This is a genomic window from Sulfitobacter noctilucae, from assembly GCF_000622365.1.
In the GTDB taxonomy this organism is placed as follows: domain Bacteria; phylum Pseudomonadota; class Alphaproteobacteria; order Rhodobacterales; family Rhodobacteraceae; genus Sulfitobacter; species Sulfitobacter noctilucae.
The window spans coordinates 1-17,469 of sequence record NZ_JASC01000009.1 but is presented as its reverse complement, the minus strand read 5'-3'; the positions used below and the strand labels follow the sequence as shown (position 1 = coordinate 17,469).

Below are 17,469 nucleotides of genomic sequence, written 5' to 3'. Positions count from 1 at the left end.
CGAAAAAGCCCCCGCAACCAATCGGCTGCGGGGGCTTTTGTTCATAAAGAGATCAGTGCGAGATCAATCGCGGCTTTCCTCGTCAAAGACGGGCGAGTTGAATACGTCGCCACCGACAACATCGTTCTGCTCTTCAGCCACTGGTGCCGCGAGGGCCGCTGCAGCTTCCGCTTCTTCGCGGCGTGCTTCGATGACCACGTTGTCACGATCGGATGCCACCTTGCGCATTTGCATGGTCGCACCACCTGTACCCGCAGGGATCAAACGACCCACGATGACGTTCTCTTTCAGACCAACCAGTTTGTCGCGCTTGCCCTGAACCGATGCTTCGGTCAGAACCCGCGTGGTTTCCTGGAAGGATGCCGCCGAGATGAACGAACGTGTCTGCAAGGACGCCTTGGTGATGCCCAACAGGATCGGCTCGCCCTTGGCGACACGGCCACCTTTGGAAAGCGCCTTTTCGTTGGCCTGATCGAACTCCTGCTTGTCGACGTGCTCGCCCTTCAGCAGCGTGGTGTCTCCGCTCTCCTGGATCTCCCACTTTTGCAGCATCTGGCGCACGATCACTTCGATGTGCTTGTCGTTGATCTTCACACCCTGCAGGCGGTACACGTCCTGCACTTCGTCGATCATATAGTCAGCCAAGGCCTCGACACCCATAATCGCAAGGATGTCATGCGGCGCTGGGTTACCGTCCATGATGTAGTCACCCTTCTGGACAAAATCACCTTCCGCAACCGGGATGTGCTTGCCCTTGGGCACCATGTACTCGACCTTGTGATCCGCATCATCCGAGGACTCAATCGCGATACGGCGCTTGTTTTTATAGTCCTTGCCGAAGCGCACATAACCGTCGATTTCCGCGATGATCGCGTGATCCTTGGGGCGACGCGCCTCAAAGAGTTCCGCAACCCGTGGCAGACCACCGGTGATGTCCTTGGTCTTGGCACCTTCACGCGGGATACGCGCGATGATGTCGCCGGCCTTCACCTCCGTCTGATCTTCAACGGACAGAACCGCATCCACGGACATCGGATAAGTGACAGGGTTGCCCGCGTCGTTGCGCATCGGCTCGCCGTCTTCACCCACCAGAATGATCTCTGGCTTCAGCTCGTTGCCTTTAGGTGCAGCACGCCAGTCGATCACGATCTTCTGTGTCATGCCTGTCGCATCGTCCGTCTCGTCCTTGACCGCGATCCCGGACACTAGGTCCACGAACTTGGTCATACCCGACTTCTCGGCGATGATCGGCAGCGTATAGGGATCCCACTCAAAGAGCTTGTCACCCCGTGCAACGGTATCGCCATCCTTGACGAACAATGTCGTACCATAACCGATCTTGTGACTGGCCCGCTCGACACCGTCTTCGCCGACGATCAACATCTTCATGTTCCGGCCCATCACCATGATCCCGCCTTCGGCGTTCTCAAGGGTCATGGCGTTTTCAAACACGATTTTGCCTTCCTGCGATGCTTCGAGGAATGACTGCTGGCCACCCTGGGCAACGCCGCCGATGTGGAATGTCCGCATCGTCAGCTGTGTACCCGGCTCACCAATCGACTGCGCCGCGATGATACCCACCGCTTCACCTTGGTTCACCAGCGTACCGCGAGCAAGGTCACGACCATAGCACATGGCACAAACGCCCTCTTCGGCCTCACAGGTCAGAGGGGAGCGGATGCGTGTGGACTGCACCGCGGCCTCGTCAATGAGATCTGCCAGACGTTCGTCGATAATGGTCCCGGCTGTCGCGATGACTTCATCCGTGCCCGGCACAGTGATGTCGTCGGCAATCACACGGCCCAACAGACGCTCCGCCAATGAGGAAACAACCTCACCGTCGTTCACAGCTGCTTCTGCAGTAATCGCCATGTCGGTGCCACAGTCGTGCATACGCACGATGCAATCCTGCGCCACGTCCACCAGACGACGTGTCAGGTAACCGGAGTTCGCAGTCTTCAAAGCCGTATCCGACAGACCCTTACGGGCACCGTGGGTAGAGTTGAAGTACTCGAGAACGGTCAGACCTTCTTTAAAGTTCGATATGATCGGTGTCTCGATGATGTCGCCGTTCGGCTTGGCCATCAGGCCGCGCATACCGCCCAACTGCTTCATCTGCGTGACAGAACCACGCGCACCGGAGTGGGCCATCATGTAAACCGAGTTCGGCTCCATTTCGGCACCGCTCTCGTCCCGCTTCTCAGCGGAGATCGAACCCATCATCGCGTCGGTGACCTTGTCGTTACACTTCGACCAGGCGTCGACAACTTTGTTGTACTTTTCACCCTGAGTGATCAGGCCATCCATGTACTGCTGTTCAAAGTCCTTCACCTGCTCACGCGTTTCTTCAACCAGCGGCCATTTGCTGTCAGGGATCAGCATGTCGTCCTTACCGAAGGAAATACCGGCCTTGAAGGCTTCGCGGAAACCCATTGTCATGATCTGATCACAGAAGATGACGGATTCTTTCTGACCACAGTAGCGGTAGACCGTATCAATGACCTGCTGCACTTCTTTCTTACGCAGCAAGCGGTTGACCAGATCGAATGGTGCTTTCGCATTCAGCGGCAGCATCGCACCCAGACGGACACGGCCGGGCGTTGTGTCAAAGCGCACCAGCACTTCGTTGCCTTCGTTGTCGATCTGCTTGATCCGCGCCTTGATCTTGGAGTGCAAGTGTACTTCGCCCGCGTCGAGTGCGTGTTGCACTTCGTCGACGGTACCGAATACTTTGCCTTCGCCCTTCATACCTTCACGCTCAAGCGTGGTGTAATACAGGCCCAAGATCATATCCTGCGAAGGAACAATGATCGGTGCGCCGTTTGCAGGCGATAGAACGTTGTTCGTGGACATCATCAGAACGCGCGCTTCAAGCTGTGCTTCAAGCGACAGCGGCACGTGAACCGCCATCTGGTCACCGTCAAAGTCCGCGTTAAAGGCGGAACAAACCAGCGGGTGCAGCTGGATCGCTTTACCTTCAATCAGAACCGGCTCAAACGCCTGAATGCCAAGACGGTGCAGCGTAGGCGCACGGTTCAGCATGACAGGGTGCTCGCGGATAACTTCGTCGAGGATATCCCAGACTTCTGGACGTTCTTTTTCGACCAGCTTCTTGGCCTGCTTCACTGTGGAAGACAGGCCTTTGGCTTCAAGCCGACTGTAGATAAACGGCTTGAACAGTTCGAGAGCCATCTTTTTCGGCAAACCGCATTGATGCAGCTTTAGTTCTGGACCCGTCACAATCACAGAACGGCCAGAGAAGTCGACGCGCTTACCCAAAAGGTTTTGACGGAAACGACCCTGCTTACCCTTCAGCATGTCGGACAGTGATTTCAGCGGACGCTTGTTAGCACCCGTAATCACACGACCGCGACGGCCGTTGTCGAACAAGGCATCGACAGATTCCTGCAACATCCGCTTTTCGTTACGCACGATGATATCGGGCGCACGCAACTCGATCAGACGCTTCAGACGGTTGTTCCGGTTGATCACACGACGATAGAGGTCGTTGAGGTCAGACGTCGCGAAGCGACCGCCGTCCAGCGGCACCAATGGGCGCAGTTCTGGCGGGATCACGGGGATCACGGTCAGAACCATCCACTCGGGGCGGTTGCCGGATTCAAGGAAGGACTCAACCACCTTCAGGCGCTTGATGATCTTCTTAGGCTTCAACTCGCCTGTAGCTTCTTTCAGCTCTTCGCGCAGCTGGTCGGCCTCGGCCTCCAGATCAATCGCGGCAAGCATCTCGCGGATCGCTTCGGCACCGATGTTGGCGGTGAAGGCATCCATGCCAAAGGCATCCTGCGCATCCATATACTCTTCTTCGGTCATCATCTGACCGTAGGTGAGGTCCGTAAGGCCCGGCTCAATTACGACGTAGTTTTCGAAATACAGCACACGTTCCAGATCACGCAGTGTCATGTCGAGCATGAGACCGATCCGGGACGGCAGTGATTTCAGGAACCAGATGTGCGCGACCGGCGACGCCAGCTCGATGTGGCCCATCCGCTCGCGGCGAACCTTTTGTAGCGTGACTTCGACACCACATTTTTCGCAGACAACGCCACGATACTTCATGCGCTTGTATTTGCCGCACAGACATTCATAGTCTTTGATCGGGCCAAAGATACGCGCACAGAACAGGCCGTCACGCTCAGGCTTGAACGTCCGGTAGTTGATGGTTTCTGGCTTCTTGATCTCACCGAACGACCACGACAAGATACGCTCTGGCGAGGCCAAGGAAACCTTGATCTCGTCGAACGTCTTCATCGGAGCGACGGGGTTGAACGGGTTGTTTGTCAGTTCCTGGTTCATTTTCAAATCCTTGAATTGGGGGGAGGCGCGGATCGGGCAAGATTGCCCAACCCGCCTAGATGAGTTTTGGCGTTACTCATCTTCCTCCGCATCCAGGAGTTCCATATTCAGGCCGAGGCCGCGCACTTCCTTAACGAGAACGTTAAAGCTCTCCGGAATACCCGCTTCGAAGTTATCCTCGCCCTTGACGATGCTTTCATAGACCTTGGTCCGGCCCGCGACGTCATCCGATTTCACAGTCAGCATTTCCTGCAGGGTGTATGCAGCGCCATACGCCTCAAGAGCCCAGACCTCCATCTCACCAAAGCGCTGACCACCGAACTGCGCCTTACCGCCCAATGGCTGCTGGGTGACCAGCGAGTATGGACCAGTCGAGCGCGCGTGGATTTTGTCGTCCACAAGGTGGTGCAGTTTCAGCAGATACTTGACGCCGACTGTCACAGGGCGGGCAAACTGCTCGCCCGTGCGGCCATCAAACAGAACCGACTGGCCGGATGTGTCAAAGCCCGCGCGTGTCAGCGCATCGTTCACGTCCAGCTCCTTGGCACCGTCGAAAACCGGCGTCGCAATCGGCACACCGCGTGTGACATTGCCAGCTGCTTCCAACAATGTGTCCTCATCCATGCCTTCCAGACCTTCGGCATACACATCTTCGCCGTACGCAATGCTCATCGCTTCGCGGACCGGTGTCAGATCGCCCGAGCGTTTGTACTCTTGCAGCGCCTCGTCGACGTTCAGGCCCAGACCGCGTGCGGCCCAGCCCATGTGCGTCTCAAGAATCTGACCGACGTTCATACGCGATGGCACACCAAGTGGGTTCAGACAGAAATCGACCGGCGTACCGTCCGCAAGGAACGGCATATCTTCCATCGGTACAACTTTGGAAATAACACCTTTGTTGCCGTGACGGCCGGCCATCTTGTCGCCCGGTTGCAGCTTGCGTTTCACCGCGACGAACACTTTGACCATCTTCATCACACCCGGAGGCAGATCATCACCACGGCGCACTTTTTCGACTTTGTCGTCGAAACGTGCATCCAAGGTCCGCTTCTGGATCTCGTACTGCTCGTTCAACGCCTCGACGATTTTTGCGTCGTCCTCGTCTTCGAGGGCAAGCTGCCACCACTGACCACGGGTCAGAACGTTGTCCAGCATATCATCGGTGATCTGGCTGTTCGGAGAAACGCCTTTCGGACCTTTCACCGCAACCTTACCCACGATCATATCGCGCAGACGCGCAAAGATGTTCCGGTCCAGAATAGCCATCTCATCATCGCGGTCACGTGCCAGACGTTCGACTTCTTCCCGCTCGATCTGCAGCGCACGCTCGTCTTTTTCCACACCATGGCGGTTAAAGACGCGCACTTCTACGACCGTACCAAAATCACCCGGCTTCACCCGAAGGGAGGTGTCACGCACGTCAGACGCTTTCTCACCAAAGATGGCGCGCAAGAGCTTCTCTTCCGGCGTCATCGGGCTTTCGCCTTTTGGTGTGATCTTGCCGACCAGAATATCGCCCGGCTCAACGTCCGCGCCGATGTAGACGATGCCCGCCTCGTCGAGGTTGCGCAGCGCTTCTTCACCGACGTTCGGAATATCGCGTGTGATTTCCTCAGGCCCCAGCTTTGTGTCACGTGCAGCGACTTCGAATTCCTCGATGTGGATCGAGGTGAAGACGTCGTCACGGGAAACCCGCTCGGAGATCAGGATGGAGTCTTCGTAGTTGTAACCGTTCCAAGGCATAAACGCGACAACCACGTTTTTGCCAAGCGCCAGCTCACCCATGTCCGTGGACGGACCATCGGCAATCACCTGACCCTTTGTCACCGTCTCGCCCACACGCACCAGCGGACGCTGGTTAATGCAGGTGTTCTGGTTGGAGCGCTGGAATTTGCGCATGCGGTAGATATCCACACCCGCGTCGCCCAACTCAAGGTCTTCGGTCGCGCGGATAACGATCCGCGACGCATCGACTTGGTCGATGACACCGGCACGTTTCGCCATGTAGGCCGCACCGGAATCCCGTGCCACAACTTCTTCGATACCTGTGCCGACCAGCGGAGCTTCCGCTTGCAGCAATGGCACCGCCTGACGTTGCATGTTCGATCCCATCAAAGCACGGTTGGCGTCATCGTTCTCAAGGAACGGAATGAGCGAGGCCGCAACAGAGACCAACTGCTTGGGCGATACGTCAATCAGATCAACGCTTTCGGTAGGTGCGAGCGTATAATCACCGGAGCGGCGTGTGTTCACCATCTCGTTGGTGAACTTGCCGTTCACATCCAGCGATGCGTTCGCCTGCGCCACCGTATGACGCATTTCTTCGGTCGCGGACATATAGTGCACTTCGTCCGTGACGGTGCTGTCCTTGACCACGCGGTAAGGCGTTTCAATAAAGCCGTATTTGTTCACGCGGGCGAAGGTCGCAAGCGAGTTGATCAGACCAATGTTCGGACCTTCCGGCGTTTCAATCGGACACATCCGGCCATAGTGGGTCGGGTGTACGTCGCGTACCTCAAAGCCCGCACGCTCACGTGTCAGACCGCCAGGTCCAAGCGCGGAGAGGCGACGCTTGTGCGTAACCTCGGACAGCGGGTTGGTTTGGTCCATGAACTGCGACAGCTGAGAAGAGCCGAAGAATTCACGTACCGCAGCAGCGGCTGGTTTTGCGTTGATCAAGTCTTGCGGCATAACCGTGTCGATCTCGACGGACGACATCCGCTCCTTGATCGCACGCTCCATGCGCAGCAGGCCAACGCGGTACTGGTTTTCCATCAGCTCACCAACGGACCGCACGCGACGGTTACCAAGGTGGTCAATGTCGTCGATGTCACCGCGGCCATCGCGCAGATCAACCAATGCTTTGATACAGGCGACGATGTCTTCGCGGCGCAGAGTGCGCTGCGTGTCTTCGGCATCCAAATCAAGGCGCATGTTCATTTTCACACGACCAACGGCAGAGAGGTCATAGCGCTCTGAATCAAAGAACAGCGTGTCGAACAGGTTCGACGCGGCCTCAACGGTGGGCGGCTCGCCAGGACGCATGACGCGGTAAATGTCCATGAGCGCGGTGTCGCGGTTCATGTTCTTGTCGTTCGCCATGGTGTTGCGCATGTAGGGGCCGACATTGACGTTATCGATGTCCAACAGCGGGATCTCGGTAATGCCCGCATCAACCAATTCCTTGGCCGTGCCGCCGATCAGATCGCCGTCCTTGTCGTACTCAAGCGTAAGCTCGTCACCAGCCTCGACATAGATCGCGCCGGTTTCTTCGTTGATGATGTCCTTAGCGACAAACTTGCCCTGAATGTGATCGAAAGGCAGGAGCAGTTCGGTCACTTCGCCCGCATCAATCAGCTGCTTCACAGCGCGAGGCGTGACTTTCTTGCCCTGCTCGAACAGGACTTCGCCAGATTTTGCATCAACGATATCATAGGTCGGTCGCGTGCCCCGCACGCGGTCAGGGAAGAACGGTGCAACCCAGCCCTTCTTCTTCTGCAGCGTGTAGGTCACCGTGTTGTAATAGGCGTCCATGATCGCTTCCTGGTCCAGCCCCAGCGCATAAAGCAGGGTGGTCACAGGCAGTTTGCGGCGGCGGTCAATCCGCGCAAAGACGATGTCCTTGGCGTCGAATTCAAAGTCCAGCCAAGAGCCGCGATACGGGATAATGCGGCAGGCGAAGAGAAGCTTGCCCGAAGAGTGGGTCTTGCCTTTGTCGTGGTCAAAGAACACGCCGGGAGAGCGGTGCATCTGGGAAACGATCACACGCTCGGTGCCGTTCACGATGAACGTGCCGTTCGGCGTCATCAGAGGCATGTCGCCCATGAACACGTCTTGTTCCTTGATATCCTTAACGGACTTCGCGCCGGTGTCCTCGTCCACTTCGAACACGATCAGACGGAGGGTCACCTTAAGCGGCGCGCTGTATGTCATGTCGCGTTGCTGGCATTCCTCAACGTCGTACTTGGGCTTTTCAAGCTCGTACTTGACGTACTCGAGAATAGAGGTTTCGTTGAAATCCTTGATCGGGAAAACCGATTGGAAAACGCCCTGAATGCCATCACCATCGGTGGGCGTCTCGGCATCGCCGGAGTTCAGGAACAGGTCGTAGGAAGATTTTTGAACCTCAATCAGGTTCGGCATTTCCAGCACTTCGCGGATTTTGCCATAATATTTACGGAGACGCTTCTGGCCAAGGAAGGTTTGTGCCATGTGTCGTAATACCTTTCGTATCTCTTGCCTGAACGCCACCGCCGGGGCCGCGGTGCGTTCATCAGAGCGGATCAATCCGGTCTATGCTGGCATGCGTCCCACCGCACGCCTTCCGACCTTTGGACCTTTCCAGAAGGATGCTTTGGTTCGCAAAGCACCTTTCAAGACAGGTTTGGCTGGACAAGGATTCCTCCCCGTCCAGCCAAAATTTTCTACGGGAACAGCGGACTTTGTCGAAAAGTCCGGTCCGTTTTCCTCAAAAGAAAACGTGCCCCTGATCGTCCGGCTTAGGCCAGCTCGACTTCCGCGCCAGCTGCTTCCAGCTTCGCTTTGACGTCTTCGGCTTCGGCTTTGTCGACGCCTTCCTTGATTTTGCCGCCAGCTTCGACCAGATCCTTGGCTTCTTTCAGGCCAAGACCGGTGATGCCGCGCACTTCCTTGATCACGTTGATCTTGGATGCGCCCGCGTTCTTCAGAACGACGTCAAATTCGGTTTTCTCTTCTGCAGCGCCACCGGCACCGTCAGCAGGACCAGCCATCATCACAGCGCCACCAGCGGCGGGCTCGATGCCGTACTCATCCTTGAGGATTGTCTTCAGTTCTTGTGCTTCAAGCAGTGTCAGACCAACGATCTCTTCTGCCAGTTTCTTCAGATCAGCCATGTTTAGCTCTTTCCGTTAACAATATGTGTGTTCCAACGTGTTGTTTCAACACGCCAGCTTGACGATATGCCTTAAGCAGCCTTGTCCTCGATCGTGGACAGGATGGATGCAATGTTGCTTGCAGGTGCGCCAATGGCCCCGGCGATGTTGGATGCAGGTGCGCCCAGCATACCCGCGATGGTGGAGATAAGCTCCTCCCGCGAAGGCATCTTGGACACGGATTCAACACCGGCGACGTCCAGAGCGTTCTCACCCATAGCACCGCCCAAGATCACGAACTTGTCGTTTTCCTTGGCGAACTCCTGAGCAACCCTGGCCGCAGCCACAGGATCCTCAGAATAGGTCAGAACGGTCATACCCGTCAGAAGGTCGGCGATGCTTGCGCATGACTTTCCCTCAAGGGCGATCTTGGCGAGCCTGTTCTTGGCAACACGCACGGCCCCGCCTGCGTCACGAGCACGCGCGCGAAGGTCCTGCATTTCAGCAACTGTCAAACCGACGTAGTGAGATACCACAACGACGCCAGAGCTTTCAAAGATCTGGCCGAGTTCGTCGACCAACTGTTCTTTTTGTGCTCTATCCACAGTTTCACTCCAGTAAGGGAGGGTTGCCCCTCCGGCTCATTTTTGCCGAGACAAGTAGTGTCCCGACATTTCGGGTCCTTACGGGGTTCGGCGCGTGTCACTGCGGAGAGCCACAAAGGGCGCATCCGAAGAAATTCTACCACTCCCGTCTCAGGCAGGAATTATGAGGAAATAACCCCCTCACCCACCGTCTCGGACGAAAAGCACAAAAGCGCGACGAATCGCGCTCACATGCTTGCTGTGTGGATTAACGGCTTGAGCGGGAAGTGCCAACCCCTGTTTTCTATCCAAAGGTGACCAAGCATCATCATGCACGTCTGGCGGGCTCAGTCAATGATCCTATACGTGGGCGGCATGTTGCGGCTGCCCTGCAAGGCACAACAAGCCCCCGGCGATAGCCCAGTTTTTCACGACGATCGACATTTGCCACGGATCATCAGGCAGGAAGTGGAAATAACTGGTCGCCATACAGTAAAGGGCAAGCGTCAACGTCAACGGCCGCAGCGCAAACCCCAAGATCAGCGCCACCCCTGCCGCAAAGTTGAACAGGGCCACCAGCCATACCGCCTGTTCGGGCACGCCAATACTTCCCAACATCTCCATAACCGGCGCGGGGTCTACGATCTTTTGTAACGCGCCCAAGATGAACAAGGCGGCCAACAGGAACCGCCCCACCCGGTTGAGCCAGAGCGCGAACGGGTCCGGTGCGGCATCATATGAACGCTTCATTCCGGCATCCCCCTTAGCGCGGCTTGCCGATCCGGCCCCCGCTACAAACGAAAAAGGGCCGCGATTTCTCGCAGCCCTTCCTAATTTCATCAGCGAAAAATTCACTCCGCAGCAGCGTTATCCACGGCCACAGATACGCCTGGGCCCATTGTGGAGCTCAGGTTGATCTTTTTCATATAGGTACCTTTGGAGCCTGCCGGCTTGGCTTTGGCAACGGCACCAACAAAGGCGCGTACGTTTTCAACCAACTTGGCTTCGTCAAAGGACAGTTTGCCGATGCCCGCGTGAACAACGCCACCTTTTTCGGCTTTGAACTGCACCTGGCCACCTTTGGCGGCTTCAACGGCTTCTTTGATATCCATCGTCACCGTGCCGACCTTGGGGTTCGGCATCAGGTTGCGTGGGCCAAGAACTTTGCCCAGACGACCCACGATAGGCATCATGTCAGGTGTCGCGATGCAACGATCAAAGTCGATCTTGCCGGACTGAACCGTTTCCATCAGGTCTTCTGCGCCAACAATGTCGGCACCAGCAGCCTGCGCCTCTTCGGCTTTCGGACCGCGTGCGAACACAGCAACGCGCATCGTTTTGCCTGTACCGTTCGGCAGGCCCACCACACCGCGGACCATCTGGTCTGCGTGACGTGGGTCAACGCCAAGGTTCATCGCAATCTCGATGGTCTCGTCGAACTTGACCTTCGAGTTGGCTTTGATCAGTGCAACCGCTTCTTCGACGGTCACATCTTCTTTGCCTGCGAATGCTTCACGGGCCGCAGCGGTGCGTTTTCCAAGTTTTGCCATCTTACTTCACCTCAATGCCCATAGACCGGGCAGAGCCCAGAATGATTTTCATGGCCTGCTCAACATCGTTGGCGGACAGATCGACCATCTTAGCTTCTGCGATCTCACGCAGCTGCTTGGCGGTGACTGTGCCCACGGTTTCGCGCGATGGCGTCTTGGCACCAGAGTTGATCTTGGCCGCTTTTTTCAGGTAGTAGGACGCAGGTGGCGTCTTGATGTCCATGTTGAAGGACTTGTCCTGATAGTAGCTGATCACGGTCGGGCAAGGTGCGCCCGGCTCCAGGTCCGCTGTCTTGGCGTTGAACGCCTTACAGAATTCCATGATGTTGATGCCGCGCTGACCCAATGCTGGACCGACGGGCGGGGACGGGTTGGCTTGCCCCGCTTTAATCTGCAACTTCATCGTACCGACGAGTTTCTTGGCCATTGGCCTTCTCCTTTTCAACGCTCTCGGGTCGCGACCCTTGAGCCATGTGTTGCGTGGTCTGGTCTGCGTGCCGCGGCACGCGCGCCTCCCACTATGGTGAATCGCCTTTGCGGGCGATTGGGGGGAGGTATAGACAGAAGGGAAACAATGCAAGAGCGTTGAGCAAGCTGGTCACAGAAGCAAAACGAAAAACGCTCCCCCGGCCCGGCGACAGGAAGAGCGATAGTGTAAAGGATTTCTCCGCACCGCATTTTACGGTGCGGACTATTTACATGCCCTGCGACACCGCAAAGCCTGAAAAACCGCCCATGCCCAGATCAGCAAGGCTGGTCAGTGCGCCGGTGGACAGATCAACAGCATAGAGTCCCGCGCTGTCCTGTCCCTCAATCTGCAAAACCGCATAGGCCATGTCTGACCCTTCTTCAGGCGACACAATGTCAAAACCGCCAGCTTCGGTAACGTCCACAGCCTCTCCATCAACAGTCAAAGCGCCAACAGTCGCAAGCTCGCCTGCATTATTAGCCAAGGTCACCAGCGCGTCGGCTTCGGCATCGATGGCGTATTGCGCCGTTGATCCTGCCGTCGCACCAGAGATCGCATTGGTATAGGCGTTGGCGAAGATACGTGGCTCTGCACCGGCAGACGCATCGCCATCAACATAGAACGCATCTGTAAAGCGGCGGACGGAATTGGCCCGCTCGTCGCCATTACCGAAGCCGTCGGGGAAGTAGACCAGATTGCTCCCATCCGCACCGACCGCACGCACGGCATCAATCGCGTTGTTAAAATCAAACGCGACAGGACCCTCGCCAATCGTGGCATCTTCCATGAATGTGGCACCCAGATCGGTCAGGGCACCCGATGTTGCGTCAATCTCGAAGATCGAGCCATTCGCAAAGCCAAGCAGCTGACCTGTGACCGGACGATAGGCGATCGCACGCAATGGGGTCTCGAGCGGAAAAGTCTCCGCATCTCCCGGTGCTGCGATGCTCGCCATTGTCACCAGCGTCGCACCATCGTTAGCTAGTGCGTATCCCATGGTGCCCGCATGTCCATCAGCAAAGGCCGGTGCGGTAAGAGCGGTGGTGGCAAGAACTGCTGCAAAAATGTGCTTGTGCATTGTAGTCTCCGTGTCTGACGGCGTGCGGTGTGCCCGCCTGATTGATGCAACAACGTTGCCAGACAGCGAAGAGTTTCATGCAAAGTGACGGTATTGCCAAAGATCGCCCTGTGACTGGCGTTCACCTTTGCGACTTTGCGATAAAAGCAGCCTGCCACATGACAACTACAAGGCACCCGAGGACCAATAAAAAAGGCAGGAAACCCTACCTTTTTTTGTCACACCAAACATCCCCTCCGGGCTGTTTGCTTTCGCGTCAGCTTTGTTTGATCACCTGAGTGAACTCCAGCTCTACCGGAGTCTCGCGACCAAAGATCGACACGGACACTTTTAGGCGCTGCGCCTCGTCGTCGACTTCTTCGATCATGCCGTCGAAGTCTTCAAACGGACCGTCGCCAACCTTAACCTTCTCGCCCACTTCAAAGTGGATAAGCGTGCGTGGCGCGTCTTCGCCTTCCTGCACACGGCCAAGGATGCCCTGCACCTCTGCATCGCGCATTGGCATCGGACGCCCTTGAGGGCCCAGAAAACCAGTAACGCGGTTGATCGAGTTGATCAGGTGGTAGCCCTGGTCGGACATTTCCATGTGCACCAGCACATAGCCCGGCATGAAGCGGCGCTCAGTTGTAACCTTCTTGCCGCGACGGATTTCGATGACCTCTTCGGTCGGCACCAAAACCTCGTCAATCTGGTCTTCCAACCCGTGCTCTTCCACATTGGTGCGGATCTGCTCGGCGATCTTTTTCTCGAAATTGGACAGGACACTGACCGAATACCAACGCTTTGCCATGTGAATTTCTTGTCCCTGCTTGCGATGCGCGGGGCCAACTGCCCTGCCATCTGATCCTGTGATTCCACCTGAATAAAAAAGGGCGCGCGGGCTCGATTCGCCGCACGCCTCATCAGGTCTGGATTGGGCAATAACGGCTGGGCGATCAGGATTCAAGCCTGTCTATGGCTTTTTGGCCCGGTAGCCTCCCACAAAGTGGGTTAGCCAAACATCCCAAGCAGGCCCTGAAGGCCGCTGCGGATGATGATATCGACGATGGCAAAGAACACTGCAGTCAAAGCCGCGAGGATAAAGACCATGATTGTGGTCAACATCACTTCGCGTCGTGTAGGCCAGACAACTTTGCCAACCTCAGCACGCACCTGCTGGATAAACTGAAGTGGATTGGTCATCGCCATGTTGTTGTCCTACCTAATGCCTGTACCGCGCATCTAACCGCAGTGGGCTAGGGTTTCAAGACTGATCAGCGGCCTGCCCTCTTGCCGGTCAGGCGTCGCTGCTTTGCATATCGGCAAACCGACGGTCCAAGGCTTTGTCATGGCGCGCATCGGCTGTGGCCAAATCACCGAAATCAGGCAGGTACAATCCATCCACCGAACCTTCGGGAAAGCGATCCAGAATCGCATCCCATTTCATGGCAAAATTGTCGAGCTTGCGATGCAGTTCAGCGGCGCGGCTCGGACGGCGTTTGGCATACCAACGGGCCAGACCCATCGCACGACGCCAGAACCCGTCATAGCCGAGAATGAGAAATACGCCCACCATTACAAAGAGGCTCAGAAACAGCAGACCGACGACCAACCAGGGCCGGAAGAGGACGAGCAGAGCAAAGCCAGCCAATGCAATATGCTTGGGAGTTGGACGGTAGGACGTGAGCGAAGATTTGATTCCAGACGTCGTGGTTGCCTTGGCAGGCTTGTTGACGGGGCTTGCGACCTGCTCCGCCGTGCGGCTTGGCACGGGCTGCTCGCGGCGAGTCGGTGGCGTGTCGTCCGGCATGCCACGGGCCGCCTGCTCTGCCTGTCGCTCGGCCACCGGCTGCGCGGTGACGGGCGGCTCCGCCTCCAGCAACCCGCGGATGGCTGCAAGCGACTGCGGATCAAGCTCGGACACAGGCCGGGCTGTCCCATTCTTCTTCTGATTGCTCTGCATCTCTGTCGGCATCTTCGTTTCTCTCGGCTCTTTTTCAACTTGGAGTAACGAAAGTTTCAGACCCATTCGCGGCGGGAATATGGCCAGAATGTGATAAATGCCATCTATCCAGCGCGCCTCAGGCGAGCCCACTCAGGCGCGACGCAATACCAAATATGGTGGAAAGTGGCAGGGGCTGAGGGACTCGAACCCACGACCCTCGGTTTTGGAGACCGATGCTCTACCAACTGAGCTAAACCCCTATGCCGATGGGTTGGGTAGTCGCAAATGCCCCCACGATCAAGAGCAGATCGCGCCCTGATGCATTTTTCAGGAACATTAGCGCAGTTGAGCGGTTCTTTCCCCAACGCGACTGAACGCGAATAGGAGATAAAACATGACACTTAACTCACTCGAAGACGTATACAAAGACCAACTTCAAGACCTCTACAGCGCTTGCAAACAGTCTTTGGACGCAACGACAGAATTGGGCCGCGCCGCGTCTGACAAAGAACTCAGCGAAGCTTTGATCGCCGGTTCCAATGGTATCGCAACTGGCATGGACAAGCTGAAATCTCTTTGTGCCACCCATGACATTGATCCCGAAGGCGAGCACTGCAAAGGGATGGAGGGCCTCGTAAAGGAAGTCCACGCGCATGTCATAGACGCCGACTTCGGCGGCGACGCTACCCGAGACGCGATGGCGATCACGCAGTATCAGCGCATGGTGCACTACGCTCTCGCCGGGTACGGTTGCTTGGTGGCTTTCGCCAACCGGTTGGGTCTAAACGAAGATGCCGCCATTTTGAAAGCACAGCTGGATGAGACATACGACGGTGATCGCCGCATGACCGAAATCGCCACAGGCGGCATCAACAAACGCGCTGCGTAAACGCTCCTTGGCTCGAACGCCTATCAAAAAGCTCCCGCAAAACGCGGGGGCTTTTTTGGCTGTTCATCCGGCATCTTGTCGAGATGAACCGAAACGTCGTTACGACGTGCTTGAACAAAAGTACAATTTACTGACGGAGAATCGCTTTGATCGATCCGCGCTATTAGGTTCCCGCGATCTATCTCCTGTCCTCCGACAAATATGAAGCATAAGCCAAAACGGTTAATGAACTTAGGCAGTTAACAACAGACTTCACGTAAAAGTTTGAGCACTGTAATTGCGCATATTTCGTCAGCTGTCAGAAGGCATAGATCGTTCCAAAGCTCACTCGCAGGCGCTACGCGCTCAGCTGTACTAGAGGTTACGGCAAGCTAAGGCCAACCGCCCGTTATTCCGCCGAAACTGCCTCTAACGCAGTTACATCTGTCCCGCTGATCAGGGGTTCATACTCAAGTATTTTCGCAATCGGCCAGTCCCACCAGGCAATGATGTTCAGGCGCGCGACATCTGCCGCGTTGAAACGGGACCGCACGACCCGAGCCGGGTTTCCGGCGACAATACTATAGGCTGGCACCTGCCCGCTGACCACTGCACCGGCCCCGACAATCACCCCATTCCCAAGCACCGCACCGGGCAAAATACGCGCGCCTTGCCCGATCCAGACATCGTGGCCAATTATCGTATCCGGCCCAGGTTCCGGCATAGAGGCACGGCCCTCAATCGGACCGCTGCCGAAGACCGCGAAGGGAAAACTCGAAACACCGTCATATCGGTGATTGGCCGAGGCCGTCACAAAGGTCACGCCATCCGCGATCTGACAGAACTTGCCAATCAGCAACCGCTCCGGGCTGAAGTCATAAAGATAGGGGGCCAAATGCGCGGCCCAATTTGAGGGCGCCTGGTGCGCGCTGGCGTAGCTGTAAACGCCGACTTCAATGCGCGGGTGGTCCAGGACCGCCGAAAGAAACACAGTGCCCGCATGCGGCGTGCCGTCGGCAGTCACAATGGGGTGCCTGACCTGCGGATCGGGAAACGAGCTGTCTGACATTCTGTGATCCCTTTCCGTTTGCTTACGCCCTTCTAGCATGCGGCTTGGCTAGGTATGAAGACAGGATGCAATGCAAAAAGGCCGCCCCGGATGGAGCGGCCTTTGTTTCTCAGTAGCAACCGGGTGTTGCGGCGGGGGATTCCCGGTGCATTGGCCTTGGCCAATGTCGCCAGCCACCCCGTGCCGCCCACGCGGTGTGTTTCTCAAATCACTCGGTGATTTTGGAAACCACGCCCGCGCCGACAGTCCGGCCACCTTCGCGGATCGCGAAGCGCAGGCCCTGCTCCATCGCGATGGGCGCGATCAGCTCTACGTCGAACTTCAGGTTGTCGCCAGGCATCACCATTTCAGTGCCCTCGGGCAGCTGAACGGTGCCGGTGACGTCTGTTGTCCGGAAGTAGAACTGTGGACGGTAGTTCGCAAAGAACGGCGTGTGACGGCCACCCTCTTCCTTGGTCAGGATATAGGCTTCGGCTTCGAACTTCGTGTGCGGGTTCACGGAGCCGGGCTTACACAGCACCTGGCCACGCTCAACACCTTCACGGTCCACACCACGCAGCAGAGCGCCGATGTTGTCGCCCGCTTCACCACGGTCCAGCAGCTTGCGGAACATTTCCACGCCGGTACATGTGGTCTTCTTGGTGTCGCGGATACCCACGATTTCGATTTCGTCGCCCACGTTGATCACGCCACGCTCGACACGGCCGGTCACAACCGTACCACGGCCGGAGATCGAGAACACGTCTTCCACAGGCATCAG

Annotated in this window: 14 protein-coding genes and 1 tRNA gene; 1 reads left to right on the top strand and 14 read right to left on the bottom strand. The window is 56.8% G+C overall.

The window, feature by feature from the left end:
* Window positions 1–63: 63 nt before the first annotated feature.
* The 12 genes from rpoC to Z945_RS0106255 all read right to left on the bottom strand — a co-directional run bounded on the left by rpoC (window position 64) and on the right by Z945_RS0106255 (window position 15,032).
* Complete coding sequence (rpoC, locus tag Z945_RS0106310) at window positions 64–4,314, bottom strand: DNA-directed RNA polymerase subunit beta' (protein WP_025051261.1); 4,251 nt, start codon at window positions 4,312–4,314, stop codon at window positions 64–66.
* Window positions 4,315–4,386: 72 nt separating this feature from the next.
* Complete coding sequence (gene rpoB, locus Z945_RS0106305; protein WP_025051260.1) at window positions 4,387–8,526, bottom strand: DNA-directed RNA polymerase subunit beta; 4,140 nt, start codon at window positions 8,524–8,526, stop codon at window positions 4,387–4,389.
* Between the two features lie 287 nt (window positions 8,527–8,813).
* The gene (gene rplL / locus Z945_RS0106300) at window positions 8,814–9,188 is read right to left on the bottom strand and encodes a 50S ribosomal protein L7/L12 (protein WP_025051259.1); all 375 of its coding nucleotides are present in this window, start codon (window positions 9,186–9,188) and stop codon (window positions 8,814–8,816) included.
* A gap of 71 nt (window positions 9,189–9,259) precedes the next feature.
* Window positions 9,260–9,772 carry a 50S ribosomal protein L10 gene (gene rplJ / locus Z945_RS0106295; protein WP_025051258.1) on the bottom strand — a complete coding sequence of 171 codons (513 nt, stop codon included), beginning with the start codon at window positions 9,770–9,772 and terminating at the stop codon, window positions 9,260–9,262.
* 339 nt (window positions 9,773–10,111) lie between these two features.
* Window positions 10,112–10,501, bottom strand: coding sequence for a DoxX family protein (locus Z945_RS0106290; RefSeq protein ID WP_025051257.1), 390 nt, complete (start codon window positions 10,499–10,501; stop codon window positions 10,112–10,114).
* Window positions 10,502–10,602: 101 nt separating this feature from the next.
* Window positions 10,603–11,301 carry a 50S ribosomal protein L1 gene (rplA, locus tag Z945_RS0106285; protein WP_025051256.1) on the bottom strand — a complete coding sequence of 233 codons (699 nt, stop codon included), beginning with the start codon at window positions 11,299–11,301 and terminating at the stop codon, window positions 10,603–10,605.
* A 1-nt stretch (window position 11,302) separates the two neighbouring features.
* Window positions 11,303–11,728, bottom strand: coding sequence for a 50S ribosomal protein L11 (gene rplK, locus Z945_RS0106280; protein ID WP_025051255.1), 426 nt, complete (start codon window positions 11,726–11,728; stop codon window positions 11,303–11,305).
* A 268-nt stretch (window positions 11,729–11,996) separates the two neighbouring features.
* Window positions 11,997–12,848, bottom strand: a complete 852-nt coding sequence (locus Z945_RS0106275) for a DUF4394 domain-containing protein (RefSeq protein ID WP_025051254.1) — start codon at window positions 12,846–12,848, stop codon at window positions 11,997–11,999.
* 256 nt (window positions 12,849–13,104) lie between these two features.
* Window positions 13,105–13,638, bottom strand: a complete 534-nt coding sequence (gene nusG, locus Z945_RS0106270; RefSeq protein WP_025051253.1) for a transcription termination/antitermination protein NusG — start codon at window positions 13,636–13,638, stop codon at window positions 13,105–13,107.
* A gap of 200 nt (window positions 13,639–13,838) precedes the next feature.
* Window positions 13,839–14,036: a preprotein translocase subunit SecE gene (gene secE / locus Z945_RS0106265; RefSeq protein WP_025051252.1), complete on the bottom strand. Its 198-nt coding sequence runs from the start codon at window positions 14,034–14,036 to the stop codon at window positions 13,839–13,841.
* 88 nt (window positions 14,037–14,124) lie between these two features.
* Complete coding sequence (locus Z945_RS0106260; protein ID WP_025051251.1) at window positions 14,125–14,802, bottom strand: hypothetical protein; 678 nt, start codon at window positions 14,800–14,802, stop codon at window positions 14,125–14,127.
* Window positions 14,803–14,956: 154 nt separating this feature from the next.
* Window positions 14,957–15,032, bottom strand: a tRNA-Trp gene (locus Z945_RS0106255).
* 134 nt (window positions 15,033–15,166) lie between these two features.
* On the opposite strand from Z945_RS0106255, the gene Z945_RS0106250 reads away from it, so the two are divergent.
* Window positions 15,167–15,661 (top strand): ferritin-like domain-containing protein, encoded by a 495-nt coding sequence (locus Z945_RS0106250; protein ID WP_025051250.1) that lies wholly within the window; start codon window positions 15,167–15,169, stop codon window positions 15,659–15,661.
* Between the two features lie 388 nt (window positions 15,662–16,049).
* Here the strand turns inward: Z945_RS0106250 and Z945_RS0106245 are convergent, their stop codons facing one another.
* Both Z945_RS0106245 and Z945_RS0106240 read right to left on the bottom strand, forming a co-directional pair.
* Entirely contained in the window at window positions 16,050–16,709 is a 660-nt protein-coding gene (locus tag Z945_RS0106245; protein ID WP_025051249.1) for a CatB-related O-acetyltransferase, read from the bottom strand.
* Window positions 16,710–16,917: 208 nt separating this feature from the next.
* Window positions 16,918–17,469: EF-Tu C-terminal domain-related protein (locus Z945_RS0106240; RefSeq protein WP_025051248.1), on the bottom strand; the 552-nt coding region annotated here is incomplete at its 5' end.